Origin of the sequence: Flavobacterium sp. Root420 (assembly GCF_001427905.1) — a bacterium.
Taxonomy (GTDB): domain Bacteria; phylum Bacteroidota; class Bacteroidia; order Flavobacteriales; family Flavobacteriaceae; genus Flavobacterium.
This window is the reverse complement of sequence record NZ_LMEF01000033.1, coordinates 85,650-101,404: the sequence shown is the minus strand read 5'-3', so window position 1 is coordinate 101,404 and position 15,755 is coordinate 85,650. Positions and strand designations below refer to the sequence as shown.

Genomic DNA, 15,755 nt, shown 5'->3' with positions numbered 1-15,755 from the left:
TTTTTAATTTTCTGGATTTGCTGTAACCGGGTTTAATTTAGAATATTCTTCTTCAGATAAAGCAACAGCTTTTACATCATCAAAATAAATAGAACCGCTTGTCTGTGCCAAAGCCAGCATTATTCTTATTTTTTGCGCAGCAGCAGGCGTCTTAATTGTTTTTTTGTAGTTTGTCCAGGGATTAGATCCTTTTACTTGTGCAATTGCGTCTGAACTGATTTGCTTTTCGGAATTATTTGTAAATTCAGCAATCATGGCGCCTGCATTGTAGGCTTCTTTTCCGCCTTCAATACCTTCTGTTTTAATCCAGACACTAAACGCTACAGCATAAGTATTTTTAGGAATCGTCATTATTTGGTCAATTGCCTTCCATTCGTTTCCAACAAATTGATTAATTACAGCGCCGTTTTTCCCTGTTTTTTTATCATAAGGAGAAATTGTCGCAACATCACCGCGCCAATTGATTAATTCGGTTTCAAATCCACCGTTTTTGACCAGATTGGTTTGGGCGTTTGTTATTGTAGTTAGAAATAATAAACTAAAAAATAAGAGTTGTTTCATAATCAAAATTTTTAAATACAATAATTTGTTTTTTGTTGTGGAGAAGTTTAGTCCTTTATTCTCAGAATTAGTTCTAAACATGCGCGACTGTTATGATAAGGACATTTCCAAAAACCGGCTTTGTCTTTTTCAATCAAAGAATAATCGCGGTTAATTCCCCAAAACCATTCGCCATTTTGTTGGTCTAAAATGTATCTTTTGATGAAATTCCAGTTTTTCAAAACAAGGTCTACATACTTTTCGTCAGCGGTTAATTGATACGCATTATAAAATCCAATTAAAGCTTCGGCCTGAACCCACCAATGTTTTTCAGCGATTAACTCGTTGTTTTTTGGATTTAATTCATACCATAATCCGCCGTCAGTATCTAAGCCTTCCTGAGTAACTTCGGCTATTTGAATGGCATGTTTTTTATAATTGGCAATTAGAGTTTCATCTTCTGAAATTTCGGCACATTGTAGTAAAAGCCAGGCTGCTTCGATATCATGTCCATAGGAGATTACATCCGGTTTTTCGATCCATTCTTCATTAAAAAACAATCTTAAATGCCCTGTTTCAGTATTGATAAAACGCTCTTCGATTGTTGCTAATAATTCAACAATAACATTTTGGAGTTTTTTGTCTTTCCAGACTTTAAACAAATTTGCATATGCTTCAGCAATATGCAAATGCGTATTCATCGTTTTCTTTTCGTTGGCATCCTTATCACTAAGACGCAAATCGGCCATAGGTTTCCACTCCCGAGTAAAAGCTTCCAGATAGCCTCCGTTTACAGGGTCGTAGCTATGTTGTTGTATTTGTAAATATAAGTTTATAGCCATTTCTAAAGCTTTTTCCTCTTTAGAAATAGCATAATATTCTGTTAATCCATAAATAGCAAAAGCCAAAGCGTAAATCTGATTTTTAGTGTCTTTTGGCGTTTTATCAGCATTTATACTCCAAAACAGACCTCCAAACTCTGCATCATAAAAATATTTTGAAAGAAAGTCAAAAGCTCTCGTCGCCATTTTTTTATGTTCTTCATTTTTAGTAACCTGATAACTGGCAGAAAACGACCATAAAATTCGGGCATTCAAAACAGAACCCTTTTCGGCAGTAGCAATCAGATGATCGTTAAAATCAATCTGACCAATAAAACCTCCATTTTGATTGTCAATTGTATTTTTTGACCAATACTTCAGGATAGCATCAAGTTCGGCAGTTAATTCAGATTTGAGTTGCTTTAGTTTTGACACGATAAATTAAATTGCGTTATTTTTTTCAATTTGACTGATGATGGTTTTCACAGATCCTGCAGAAATAAAAGTATCTGCCGGAGCGTTCATAACATAGTCAACTAGTTTTGCAACTGATGAAACCGCAACATGCATTCTCGTATCTGATGAAGCATAATATATATAAACTGTTCCGTCGTTATCTTCAATCCACCCGTTAGAGAACAGCACATTCGATACATCGCCAACTCTTTCAATGTCTTCAGGTCCCATAAAATGACCGGCAGGAACGTGTGTTACTTTTGTAATATCGTTCAAATCAGTCATGAACATATAAAGTGTGTAACGTAAACCTGCAGCGGTATTACGAACGCCGTGTGCCAAATGCAGCCAGCCTTTTTCGGTTTTGATCGGAGCAGGGCCAAGACCATTTTTTAATTCATAAATAGTATGATACTGTTTTCCGAAAATAATTTTCTCCTCTTTTACAACCGGATTTGTCATGTCATCCACATAACCTAAACCGATTCCGCCACCAGCTCCAACATCAATAAATCCATCTTGCGGACGGGTATATAAAGCGTATTTTCCGTTTACAAATTCCGGATGCAAAACGACATTTCGTTGTTGTCCGGTGTTTGAAATCAAATCAGGAAGCCTTTCCCAATTCACTAAATCTTTTGTACGCACAATTCCCGCATTGGCTACAGCCGAACTTGTATCGCCTTTTGGTGCTTTCGGATCTTTTCTTTCCGTACAAAAAATGCCATAAACCCAGCCGTCTTCATGATTGATCAAACGCATATCGTAAACGTTGGTATCCGGTTCTGCAGTTTGTGGAATGACGCATGGTTTCTCCCAAAACTTGAAATTATCGACCCCATTTGGACTTTCAGCAATAGCGAAAAAGGATTTTCTGTCAATTCCTTCAACACGAACAGCTAATAAATATTTACCGTTCCATTTCATGGCACCGGCGTTAAAAGCGGCGTTCATTCCGATTCGTTCCTGCAAAAATGGATTTGTTTTTTCATTCAAATCAAAACGCCAGTTCAATGGCACGTGAGCCGCTGTAACTACTGGTTTTTTATAGCGTTGGTATATGCCGTTTCCAGCATTTTCTTCAGGAGCATTTTTTTGCTCTATAAGGGTTTTATGTTCTTTCTCTAATGCTACTTTTCTATCCTGAAATGTAGTGGAAGTGGCTATTGTTGTCATATTAATCGATTTCTGTATCTGTATAATTTTAAATGGTCTGGTCTCTTTTTTCGTTTAAATCTTGTTCTATGGTTTGCAGTTTTTCTTCAGATAAAGGATAAAACAAAATAAAAGCGACTGATATAAAAGCTGCAATTGCAGGAAGTATGCTTAACATTAATTGAATTCCGTTTTGAGCAACGGCCGTTTGTTCGACATTAGCCTGAAAACCATAATATCCTAAAAGCCATCCTGCTCCGGCTCCTCCAATGGTCCAGCCAAATTTTTGTGACATGGATGAAGCAGAGAATACTAATCCTGTGGCTCTACGGCCTTGTTTCCATTCTGAATAATCGGCGCTGTCAGCATACATGGACCAGATTAATGGGAAAATGCAACCTGCGCAAATGCTGATTAAAACCTGAAAACTCAGGATTAGGAGAATATCTTCTTTTCCGAAGAAATAGAACACTAAACTCAAAATGGCGGCTAAAGCCATGGCTCCAAAAAAGGTTTTCTTCTTCCCGACTTTATTAGCAATTGGTGTTGCGATAATAACGCCGATGATATTGGCAGCCTGACCCAAAACCAAATAAATGGAAGTTGGTGTCATGTGGAAATCTGTTCCGAATAAATTGAAATCAAAGTTGATACTACTGCTTACATAATATTTAAAGTAATAAACGGCAGCTCCATCACGGATAGAATTGAAAACTAAGGCGCCAATTCCGGCTCCCAGCAAAATCCACCATGGTTTATTTTTTAATAAGTCTTTTAAATCTTCTTTTAAGTTGGACTGTTCATCAGAAATTGGTTTCACTCTTTCTTTTGTGAAGAAAAAACAACCCCAGAAAAAAGCAGTTGTAATCACTCCAAAAACGGCAATTGTTGTCAACCAGCCTGATTTAGAGTTTAGGCTTCCGCCGAAATAATTTACCAGAGGCTCAATTAACCAAAGTGCTAAAAGACTTCCTCCAAATGCAAAAACCATTCGGTAAGAAGATAAGGTATTTCTCTCTTTTCGGTCAGACGACATTACGCCCAAAAGGGATGCATACGGTACGTTGATAAGCGAATAAATCATCATCATTGCCGAATACGTTACGTAAGCATAAATTATTTTTCCTTTTTCATCAAAATCAGGGGTGTAAAAAGTTAAAACTCCAATAACGGCAAAAGGCACGGCAACCCACAATAAATAAGGTCTGAATTTTCCCCATTTGCTTTTGGTTCTGTCGGCAATGATTCCAACAATTGGATCAAAGCAGGAATCCCAGATTCTGGTGATTAAAAACATGGTTCCTACAACAGCAGGTGCCAATCCGAAAACGTCGGTATAGAAAAAGAGCAGATACATACTGAAAATTTTCCAGAACATGGATGACGCAGCGTCTCCAAGACCATAACCTACTTTTTCTTTTAAACTAATTTTGTCGTGCATTGGGTTCTTTTTAAAGGTTGTAATTTGAGTTGGTTATTATTTTAATGCTTTCTGAATATCTTTTTCAAATAAGGTTTTGTCGAGATTATAAAAATCGACAAAATCTTTTTCACTTATTTGTCCAGTATATGGAACGTAATAATGCATTTTTTGTTCTTTTTCCTGCCAGCCATGATTTCTCCACAATAAAATATAAGATATCTTGTAATCACCAATAGCTTTTGATAAAGTGCCTGTCCACCATTTTGGGTCTGGAATTGCTTCGTAACCCGCTTCTGCGACAGCGATTAATTTGTGTTTTTCAATCCCGATTTCGTTTACTATTTTAAGTTGATTCTGAACTTCTTCAATAAACTTTTTGCCTTCTTTATCATTATTATTTTGATACGAATCGAAGCTTAAAACATCAGCATAATTGTCACCCGGATAATGGGCTAAAAAATCTTCTTTTGAGTTAAAACTGCTGGTGTTGTAGACATAAATTAAATTATGAACGCCTTTTTTCTGAAGGTAATCAATAGTGAATTTCCATAAAGTTTTAAACTCTTCGGGAGTACAATTTCCTTTTCCCCACCAAAACCAGCCTCCGGTAAGTTCATGATAAGGTCTAAAAAGAATTGGAATGTTTTTTCCTTTTTTATCTTTTAAGGATAAAAGATAGTTTGCTGCTTTGTCTAGCCAAAGAGTGAATTTTTGATGGTTTTCTCCACCCGGCAAAACTGTTTTTGCAGCATTTGGAGTACTATCCCAAGCACTTTTTCCGGTTGCAGGGTTGTCAAAATGCCAGCTTATGGTTGTAATTCCGCCTCTTTCATGACTTTCTTCTATGTATTGCTTCATTTTTGTAAAGGGAATTCCATCTATATTGTTGGAACTGTCTTTTTCCAGGCCTGCCAGATCCCAGCCATACACAGCCGGATAATCTCCAACGACATCTTTTATATCACTTCTGTCCTTTTCGTATTTCCAGTTTACTCCATAGGCAAGGTCGTCCTGATGCCCAAATAAATAACCTTTTTGGGCTAATTGATTTAGTTTTTTGTAAAGAGAAATAGTTTCAGATGTCGCTTTTTTATCTGAAAGTGACAAATTAGTATTAGTAACAATTGCTTTAGAAGAACATGAAGTCCCTATAAGTATTGTTATTATTAGCATTTGTATATTTTTTTTCATTAGAAGTATAGTTGTTTTTTCGTATATAAGTGTAAAAGTAACAATTGATAAATGTATTATAAAACTGTCACTTTTTCAATCTTTAAATTAATATTGTTTATCAATTAAAATTATTAAAACTTTAAAAAGTTATTATATTAAAAATGATTAATGTTTATTATCAATATACTTTTTGTAAAAATGATAATTCTATTTTTCAAAGATAATCGGATGTTTATCGCGTAATTAATATTATTTTATCAATTATATATCATATTATTGCAAATAAAAAATCACGAGTTGTTAAAATAAATACCTTTTAAAGATGAGTAGTGCTAAAAATTTTTACAGAGAAATTGCTCCGCTTTCGGCTGGAGACAGTTTTTTAGTTTTCGATAGAGTTAAAGATAGTTTTGATTTTCCGGTTCATTATCATCCGGAATTTGAAATCAATTTTATTCTAAATGGAAAAGGAGTGAAGCGTGTTGTTGGAGATAATATTGAAGAAATCGATAGTGTTGAATTGGTTTTAATTGGCCCAAATTTATATCACGGTTGGGAATTAAGTAAATGTACCAGTAAAAAAATTCACGAAATTACGATTCAGTTTCATAACGATTTGTTCCATGAGTCTTTTTTGTCCAGACGAATTATGAATCCGATTCGGGATATGTTCAATCGTTCCATTCATGGTATTTTATTTTCTAAAAAAGTGGCTGAAGAATTGACTCCAAGACTTGTAAGACTTTCTAAATTAGATGGTATGGATTATTTTTTGGAAATTACTTCCTTATTATATGATCTGGCTAATTCAAGAAATCAACGATTGCTTTCAACTTACACAGTCGACTATGATACGTTTGATGACTATGATAAAATGAAATTAGTTTACGAGTATGTGCAAAAACATTTTGCTGAAAAAATTACGTTAGAAGGTGTGGCCAATGTTGCCAGCATGTCGATAATTTCTTTTAATAGATTTATTAAAAAACGTACCGGAAAAACTTTTGTGAATTATATTAATGATATTCGGATTGGATATGCAGCGCGCTGGCTTGTTGAAAAGGATATGAGTGTTTCAGAAGTTGCATTTAAATCAGGCTTTAATAATATTGCCAACTTCAATCGTAGCTTTAAGGCTATTAAAAATTGTACACCTAGCCAATATAGAGAAGATTTTTCTGGATTAAAGCGCATTTTGTAATGATACTTTTTTTGCACAAACAAATATTATTTTTAACGAAATCGTTTGCTTTTTCAGTGATTCGTTAATTTTTATTTATAATTTGTATTGATCTAGGGGAGTGTGATTGCGAAAAATGCAATTTTTTATTATTTTTATTTTCATATATGTTTTTTTAAGAAGATATAGTAAAAATATTATCATTAAATGATATAATACTATCGATTTAATGTTTTCTTCTGTTATAGATTTGTTAAATAATTTAGAAAATAAATCACACGCATTTTATTACTTGATTATGAATAAAACAATTTAAACTAACCAAACTTTATTATGAAAAAACTAATGACTAACTTTATTCATTGGAATGCTAACCACAGAGCAGTTCCTTTGATTTTATTCTTATTACTGAGTAATTTTATTACGGCTCAGGTAAAGGTTTCGGGAACCGTTTCTGATGAGAAGGGGCTTTCTATTCCAGGTGCAAATATTTCGGCTGTCGGATTAAAAACAACAGTTTCAACCGATTTTGATGGTAAGTATACTATCGATGTTCCGGCAAATTCTACATTATTATTCTCTTTTATTGGTTTCAATACGCAAAAGATAGCCGTAGCAGGAAAAACAACTATAAACGTAGTTTTAAAATCTAATGTAGAAGATTTAAGGGATGTAGTTGTAATTGGTTATGGTACCCAAAAAAGAAAGGACGTAAACAGTGCAATTTCCAGTATTAGTTCCAAAGACATGGAAAATTTAAAAGTTGCTTCATTTGACCAGATGATGCAGGGTAAGGCTGCCGGAGTTGTGGTTAACAGTAATTCAGGCGAGCCGGGAAGTAACGTTTCAGTTAGAATTAGAGGGGTTTCGTCATTGACTGGTACAAATGAGCCCTTATATGTAATTGACGGCGTGCCAATTTCCGGGGATGCTCGTAATTCATCTACTTCTGGACGAAATGCACAAGGAAATAGCAATTTCTCTAATAATGGTAATATTACGCAAAGTCCGTTAGCACTTATTAATCCTAGTGATATTGAATCGATTGATATTTTGAAAGATGCTTCGGCTACAGCAATTTATGGTTCACGTGGAGCAAACGGGGTTGTAATTGTTACTACAAAATCAGGTAAAAAAGGAACTGGAAAATTGACTTTCGAAAATTCTTATTCTATAAGTAATTTGCCGAAAAAATTGCATTCTATGAATTTGCAAGAATATGCAACTCATCAAAATGCTTTGTCTGATGTTTATGACCCGTCGTCAAAACGTCCTGAATTTGCTCATCCGGAACTTTTAGGAAAAGGTACTGATTGGCAAGATGCAATTTATGAAACGGGAATTATGACTTCGAACCAATTGTCTTTTTCAGGTGGTAAAGAGGGAATTAACTATTATATTTCTGGTGGCGTTTTGAATCAGGAAGGTATCGTAATTGAATCAGGATTTAAAAGATATAATTTTAGATCTAATATTGATGCAAGAGTTAATAAATTCATTAAAGTTGGAGTAAACGTTAGCGGAGCGCTTACAGATGAAAAACTTACTTTGAATGGTCAGTTTAACGGAGTTGTTGCTACTTCTTTGTTAGCTACTCCTGATGTTGCAGTGAGAGAGTTGTCTGGTGCTTTTTCCGGACCGCCAGCTGGAGGTAATACATCATTTGTAAATCCGGTAGCGACCTCTTTATTAGGTTCAAATACTTTGGTAAGAAAAAATTATTCAGGAAATTTCTATACTCAAATTGATATAGTAAAAGGTTTAGAATATCGTTTTGAAGTAGGTGGATATATGTATGACAATTTAGGACAGCGATTTGATCCTATGTATTCATTGGGTAATGCAGTAAAAAGCTTTGCCAATTTATATTACAGTCCTTCAAGTGGTAATTCATGGAACTTAAAAAACATGCTTACTTATAGAAATACTATTGGTAAACACAATTTCACAATTTTAGCTGTTCAGGAATCTAACAGATCGCATTGGGAGGGTTATACTATAACAGGAGAAGGTTATAAAGATAATAACGATAAATCTCTTGCTGCGTCAGATTTGCCTAATGCAGTTACTAGCGGAGTGTATTCAGGAACTCAAACTTTAGCATCTTATTTAGGAAGGGTAGTTTACGATTTTGGTGATAAATATAGCGTTTCCGGAGCTGTAAGAACTGATGGGTCTTCAAAATTCTTTGTTGGAAACAAATGGGGTGTTTTTAGTTCTGCTAGTGGTTCCTGGAAACTTTCTAATGAAGATTTTATGGAAAGCACTAGAAAATATGTTGACAATATTAAAATAAGAGTAGGTTGGGGGCAAACAGGAAACAATCAAATAGGAAATAATTTATATGATTCAAACCTGCATTTGGTTATTAGCTCAATGGGAACTTCTTATTTGCCATCAAATACACCAAATAAAAATTTGAAATGGGAAACTCAGGATCAAACCAACATAGGATTAGATTTTACAATGTTTGAATCTAAACTTACAGCGTCAGTAGATATGTATAAAAAAGTTTCTAAAAATTTCTTGTATCAGGTTCCTTTACCAAACTTCCTTTCCGGAGGTGGTGATTATGAAGGTGGTGTAAATCCTCCATACTTTAATCTTGGAAGTATGCAGAATAAGGGTATAGAGTTTACAATTGGCTACACAGAAAAATTCTCTGATAATTTTTCATGGAATGGTAGTTTGAATTTTACTAAATATGTTAATGAGGTTACTAATATGGCCGGATTAAATATTGTGAAAACAATGGGTACTCTGGCTTATAATACTGTAACGGTATCCAGAACTACGGAAGATTTACCAATTGGTTCATTTCTTGGATATGAAGCTTTAGGGATTTATAGAACAGACGAAGATTTGACAACTTACGGTCATACAAATGCTACAGGTACGAAAGTAGTTTTGAAAAATGGAACCAATTCTTTGCTTCCGGAATTTCAAAAAGGTGATGTTATTTATAAAGATTTAAATAACGATGGTATTATTGATCAAAACGATTTAAAAGCCATTGGAAATCCAAATCCTAAATTCACTTACGGATTTACAAACAATTTTAAATACAAAAATGTTGATTTATCTGTTTTTCTTCAAGGTACAGCTGGAAACAAGTTAATGAACCTGACTCGTTTGTCAGGGACTTTGAACAATGGTACTGGAACAAATTATTTAACTGAAGCTGCAGATTTTTATTCAGCTTCAAATATTGATGGATCTTTGCCAAGACCATCGACTTATGATAATATCAATAATGCAGTATCATCACGTATTATTGAAGATGGATCTTATTTAAGAATTCAAAACGTAACTTTAGGGTATTCTTTACCTTCAGATATGATTTCAAAACTTAGTTTGTCAAGATTGAGAATTTATGCTTCTGGACAAAATCTTTTCACTTTTACAAAATACAAAGGTTATGATCCTGAGGTAGGTGCTTACAACCAGGACGCCTTGTTATCAGGGGTTGATAACGGTCGTTATCCAGTGCCTAGACAGATCACTTTTGGTTTTAATGTTGAATTTTAATACGAATTAATATGAAAAATATAATAAAAAGAAGCGTTGCTATTGCTATGACATTTGTAATGTTAATATCAACGTCTTGTTCTCAGGAATTCTTAGACGTACCGGCAGAAGGAACACCAACTATAGGTAACTATTACGACTCAGATGTAAAATTAGATAATGCTACAAACGGATTATATGGTTTGGTGTGGTTTAATATGAATAAATCAGCTTTTTACGGTATTACAGATGTAATTTCTGGTAATATGTATGCTGATATATATAATGATTTTGGAAAATTTACTGATTTGAGTTTTACCAACACGCAATCGTTTATATCTGATGCCTGGAGATCCTGTTTTGGCGCTATTGCAAACTCTAATGCTTATATTAGTAATTTGCCACAAAGTGTTGGTCCAAATGTGAGTAAAGAAGCCTTAAATAATGCGATGGGAGAATCACATTTTATTAGAGCTTTCTCTTATTTCTTTTTAGTAAGACTATTTGGCAATGTGCCAATTATAGAAAACAATGCTGATTATTCTCAGAATTTTGTAGTTCCAAGTAATCCTACTGAAGACGTTTATAAATTTATTGAAAATGACTTAAAATTTGCCATTGCAAATTTAAGAACAAAAAACAGAGGTTCTGATTATGCTGCAAATGCACACGTATCTTCCGGATCTGCAAAAGCACTTTTGGCTAAAGTTTATTTGTATCAAAAGAAATATGATTTAGCCAGACAAATGGCGCAGGAAGTTATTAATAGTGGAGAGTTTAAATTATTAGGTGGAGATGATTTGCCTACAAAATCTTTTGCTGATCTATGGCTGCAAAAAAACAACAATAATGAAGAGTCAATTTTTTCCTGGCAATGGAATGGTGCAGGAACTTACTTTGATGGTAACTTTTCAAATACATTATTTGCTCCTGAGAACAGATTGGTTGAAACTACTTATTCAGGTCAAATAGCACCTTCACAGGATTTAATTAAAAATGTTTATGAAAATGGTGATAAAAGAAGAATAGAGACTTTTATGTTACCTGGAGATTTTTATCCAAACCTGACTTATGCGCAAACGCTTGCTGTCGATTCTCCAAAACTTTTAGGATATACATTTGATATTCAATATGAAGCGCAAAAATCTGGTGCTGGATTGAAGAAATACGTAATCGGAAAAGAAAATTTACCTATTACAGGTCCTTTTAATCCTCCTTTCAATGGAGAAAGCAGCATGAACAGTTACATGATGCGTTATGCAGAATTATTGTTAATTCACGCAGAAGCAATTTTAGGATCGCAATCAGGAAGTACTTCTGATCCAAATGCGCTTAAATCATTTAATGCAGTTCGTAAAAGAGCTGGTGTAGCCCAAAAAGTATCTATTTCTTTTGATGATATATTCAAAGAAAGAAGAGCTGAATTAGCTTGCGAAGGAGATTATTATTTTGATTTAGGACGTTTGCCTTTTGCAAAAGCCAAAGCAATTTTAGAAGCGCAAAACAGAGGAAACAGAGAAACTGAAAAACATATTTCAATTTCAGCAACTAACCTTTTATTGCCTTATCCTTCAGATGATTTGATTAAAAACCCAAAATTGACAGAAGTAGTACCATATACTTTTAAATAATTTTTAAAAATAAAAACATGAAAAATATAAAAATTGTTTCGTTAACAGCATGTATGGCATGGATGTTATCTTTAATGCTTTTTAGTTCCTGCTCAAATGATGATAGTGCTTCTTCTTCTTATGGTGGAGCTCCGGTTATTGAGTCGGTTATGCCTTCTGGTTATAATCTGGATGGCAGCCTTAAGCCTTTAACTCCAACAACGCTAGTAGATCCTAAAAACTATTATGTCATTCACGGAAAAGGATTTCTTGGTACTACAAAGGTTTATTTTAATGATTTTGATACCTACTTTAAACCAGTATTTGTAACTGATACGGATATAATTGTATTGGTAGATGAAAAAACGCCGTATGCGAATGCTTCCAATCAATTAAAAGTTGTGACCACAAGTGGAACTGCTGTTTTTGATTTAACGGTTGCGCCTCCTATACCAACATTTAAGTGGTTCAATTCTATAAATGCTGCGGAAGGTGATGTTGTAACTATTAATGGAGATTATTTTCTAAATCCTATTGTAAAAGTTGGAACTCAAAATGCCACTGTTATATCTTCTACTTTAACAGAAGTTAAATTTAAAATGCCAGCAAATGGTTTAGATAAATATGTATCAGTTGCCAATATTTCTGGTGTCACATCGTCTACTGTTGCTGTTGGATCGGCATTATATGATGATGTAATGCAAGGAGATGCAGGGCATTGGATGTGGAATGGTTCAGATGTATTCGATACAAATTATAAAACAGATAAGACTCAGGGAGATTCGTCAATTAGATTTGTTTTTGCTGGATGGGGCGGAGCCGATATGAAATTTAATTCTAGAGATGTTTCAAAATACAAAGCATTCAGAGTTAAGGTTAGAAGTATTTCTGCCAATACAGATGCTAAAATAACGTTTGTATTTGGAGGATGGGCTTATCAAATCCAAAAATCAATTGCTTCGACATGGACAACAATTGAAATTCCATTTTCAGCAATCGGAAACCCAACTACTTTCGATCAGCTGACGCTTCAGGAATCAGGTAATTTTGGAGGTAACACAATACTTATGGATGACATGGGATTTGTCCTAAAATAAAAGAATTGATTATTTGAGTTAGTTTTAGATATTCCCTAATTGAAAGATTAGGGAATATCTTTTTATAATATCTTTTAAAATTTTAAAGAATGAAAAATATCATTTTAGCAATTGCATTAAGTATATCAAGTTTAGGCTTCACTCAGGGAAATACACATTCACAGGGAGCAGGCAAATTTGAAGGTCTGGCAATGACGCCGCCAATGGGTTGGAATTCATGGAATACTTTTGAAACTAATATCGATGAAAAATTAGTAAAGGAAACCGCTGATATTATGGTTTCATCAGGAATGGCAGCTGCAGGATACAATTATATAGTACTTGATGATGGATGGATGACCAAAGAACGCGATGCAAACGGAGATTTGGTTCCGGATCCGGTTAAATTTCCAAGTGGAATGAAAGCTGTTATTGATTATGTACACAGTAAAGGGTTAAAGTTTGGTTTGTATAATTGTGCAGGAACTCAAACGTGTGCAGGATATCCGGGTACACGTGGTTACGAATATCAGGATGCCCGTTTTTATGCTAAACTCGGAATAGATTTCTTAAAATACGATTGGTGTAATACACAAGGAATTACAGCCAAAGAAGCATACACAACTATGAGTAATGCACTTAAAACGGCCGGTAAACCAATTGTTTTTAGTCTTTGCGAATGGGGAGACAACCAGCCATGGGAATGGGGAAAACTAGTAGGAAATCTTTGGAGAATTTCAGGAGATATCTATCCATGTTTTGATTGCGAATATAAACATGTAGAAGGAAACTGGTCTTCCTGGGGATTTATGAAAATAATCGAGATGCGAAAAGACATCCGTAAATATTCAGGCCCGGATCATTGGAACGATTTTGATATGATGGAAGTGGGTGACGGAATGACAAATACAGAAGATAAATCTCATTTTGCCATGTGGTGTATGATGGCTTCACCTCTAATTGCAGGAAATGATTTCAGAAAAATGTCAAAAGAAACATTAGCAATTTTAACCAATAAGGAATTGATTGCGGTGAATCAGGATAAATTGGGAATTCAGGGATTTAAGTATTCTGCCGAAGATGATTTGGAAGTTTGGGTAAAACCTTTAGCAGATGGAAATTGGGCAATTACTTTTTTAAACAGAAGTGATGTTGCTAAAAAAATCAATTTTGATTGGAAAAAACATTCCATTAAAGATACCGATTTTGGTTATGAAGCTGATTTTAGTAAAGTGGTTTTTAAGTTAAAAGATCTTTGGAAGAATAAAGAAATCGGTAATACAAAAAAGAATTTTCAATCTGATATTGCTTCTCATGATGTAATCACATTAAGGTTAATTCCGTAAATTCGATTTAAATGAAATCAAAAGCTAAATTTTATACCATTATTATGTTGCTTATATTTTGTGTTTCAAAAGCACAATTTGTAAAACATCATGGACGGCTTCGTGTACAAGGAACTCAATTGACAGATCAAAATAACAATTCTGTTGTATTGAGAGGAATGAGTTTTGGCTGGCATAGTATGTGGCCGAGATTTTATAATGAGAAAGCGGTAAGTTGGTTAAAAAAGGATTTCCATTGTAATGTGGTACGTGCAGCGATGGGTGTCGAACTTGGGCAACTGTCTTATATCAAAGATCCTGAGTTTTCAAAACAGAAAATTGAAGCAGTTGTAAATGGAGCAATTAAATCAGATATCTACGTAATTATCGATTGGCACAGTCATAACATAAATCTCAAAGAAGCAACAGAATTTTTTAATGAGATGTCTAAAAAGTATGCTAAATATCCCAATATAATATATGAGATTTTTAATGAACCTGATCACGAAAGCTGGCCGGAAATTAAGGCTTACGCCGAAGAAGTAATTAAGGTAATTAGAAAAAATGATCCTGACAACATTATATTGGTGGGTTCTCCTCATTGGGATCAGGATGTTGATCTTCCGGCGGCAGATCCTATAAAAGGCTATGATAATATAATGTATACCATGCATTTTTACGCGGCTACACATGGTAAAGATTTACGAGACAGAACAGATGAAGCCCTGAAAAAAGGCCTGCCGATATTTGTTTCCGAGTCCGCAGGAATGGAAGCTTCTGGTGACGGACCCTTAAACATGAAGGCCTGGCAAGAATATATTGATTGGATTGAGAACCGAAAGTTGAGTTGGATAACCTGGTCGGTCTCTGATAAAGATGAAACTTGTTCTATTCTTAAAAAATCGGCAAAATCAGAAGGCAAGTGGAAGGATGAGGATCTAAAAGAAGCCGGAATTAAAGTTCGTGAGTTTTTACGAAAGTATAATACGCAAGAGTAGAGGTAGTTACTTTATTTTAGAAAAGCCTGTTCAAGTTTTGAAGAGGCTTTTCTCGTTTTAATTGTAAAGCTTTTTGTTTTTGATTTAAGAATTATATTGAGTGTTTCAGGCTGATGAACGTGTTTTTTGGTGTTTGTTTTTGTAAGAATTTTTATTTCTTGAATGACTGTTATTTGCTAAAATATCAAATTGAGGATTATTTTGTAATTTTTGATTGAAAAACAAAAACACCCCCATTTTTTATAGGGGTACATCTTTTTAATTGTGTTTTGTGGTTTATTTTAGGTTGTTTGTGGTTGTATTTTTGTTGTTTACCCTAAAAAAATTCTGATTTTTGCTAAAATAACGTTAGGGAATTTTCAAAAATAAATCAGTATTAATGTCAAATAACGATTATTGTTAATTTAATTTTTGTAATCCATAATTCTGCTTGTAAAACGTCAAAAAAATAGATTTCAATTCTTGTACTCATACAAAAGTTAATAAATTCG

General features: G+C 34.1%; 11 protein-coding genes. 6 read left to right on the top strand and 5 right to left on the bottom strand.

What is annotated here, in order from left to right:
* Positions 1-3 precede the first annotated feature (3 nt).
* The 5 genes from ASC72_RS22185 to ASC72_RS22165 are packed head-to-tail and all read right to left on the bottom strand — an operon-like array spanning position 4 to position 5,568.
* Positions 4-561 (bottom strand): hypothetical protein, encoded by a 558-nt coding sequence (locus ASC72_RS22185; protein WP_131725847.1) that lies wholly within the window; start codon positions 559-561, stop codon positions 4-6.
* A gap of 47 nt (positions 562-608) precedes the next feature.
* Entirely contained in the window at positions 609-1,796 is a 1,188-nt protein-coding gene (locus tag ASC72_RS22180) for an AGE family epimerase/isomerase (protein WP_241775776.1), read from the bottom strand.
* 6 nt (positions 1,797-1,802) lie between these two features.
* The gene (locus ASC72_RS22175; protein ID WP_056196156.1) at positions 1,803-2,993 is read right to left on the bottom strand and encodes a glycosidase; all 1,191 of its coding nucleotides are present in this window, start codon (positions 2,991-2,993) and stop codon (positions 1,803-1,805) included.
* 28 nt (positions 2,994-3,021) lie between these two features.
* Positions 3,022-4,413 carry an MFS transporter gene (locus ASC72_RS22170; protein ID WP_056196154.1) on the bottom strand — a complete coding sequence of 464 codons (1,392 nt, stop codon included), beginning with the start codon at positions 4,411-4,413 and terminating at the stop codon, positions 3,022-3,024.
* 36 nt (positions 4,414-4,449) lie between these two features.
* Complete coding sequence (locus ASC72_RS22165) at positions 4,450-5,568, bottom strand: glycoside hydrolase family 26 protein (RefSeq protein WP_056196435.1); 1,119 nt, start codon at positions 5,566-5,568, stop codon at positions 4,450-4,452.
* Between the two features lie 322 nt (positions 5,569-5,890).
* On the opposite strand from ASC72_RS22165, the gene ASC72_RS22160 reads away from it, so the two are divergent.
* The 6 genes from ASC72_RS22160 (at position 5,891) to ASC72_RS22135 (ending at position 15,264) form a co-directional block, all read left to right on the top strand.
* Positions 5,891-6,769 (top strand): AraC family transcriptional regulator, encoded by an 879-nt coding sequence (locus ASC72_RS22160; protein ID WP_056196151.1) that lies wholly within the window; start codon positions 5,891-5,893, stop codon positions 6,767-6,769.
* Between the two features lie 312 nt (positions 6,770-7,081).
* Complete coding sequence (locus ASC72_RS22155; RefSeq protein WP_056196150.1) at positions 7,082-10,276, top strand: TonB-dependent receptor; 3,195 nt, start codon at positions 7,082-7,084, stop codon at positions 10,274-10,276.
* Between the two features lie 11 nt (positions 10,277-10,287).
* Positions 10,288-11,886 (top strand): RagB/SusD family nutrient uptake outer membrane protein, encoded by a 1,599-nt coding sequence (locus tag ASC72_RS22150; protein WP_056196147.1) that lies wholly within the window; start codon positions 10,288-10,290, stop codon positions 11,884-11,886.
* A gap of 17 nt (positions 11,887-11,903) precedes the next feature.
* Positions 11,904-12,962 (top strand): IPT/TIG domain-containing protein, encoded by a 1,059-nt coding sequence (locus ASC72_RS22145; protein WP_056196143.1) that lies wholly within the window; start codon positions 11,904-11,906, stop codon positions 12,960-12,962.
* Positions 12,963-13,051: 89 nt separating this feature from the next.
* Complete coding sequence (locus ASC72_RS22140; RefSeq protein WP_056196141.1) at positions 13,052-14,287, top strand: glycoside hydrolase family 27 protein; 1,236 nt, start codon at positions 13,052-13,054, stop codon at positions 14,285-14,287.
* A gap of 11 nt (positions 14,288-14,298) precedes the next feature.
* Positions 14,299-15,264 carry a glycoside hydrolase family 5 protein gene (locus tag ASC72_RS22135; RefSeq protein WP_056196137.1) on the top strand — a complete coding sequence of 322 codons (966 nt, stop codon included), beginning with the start codon at positions 14,299-14,301 and terminating at the stop codon, positions 15,262-15,264.
* Positions 15,265-15,755: the final 491 nt, after the last annotated feature.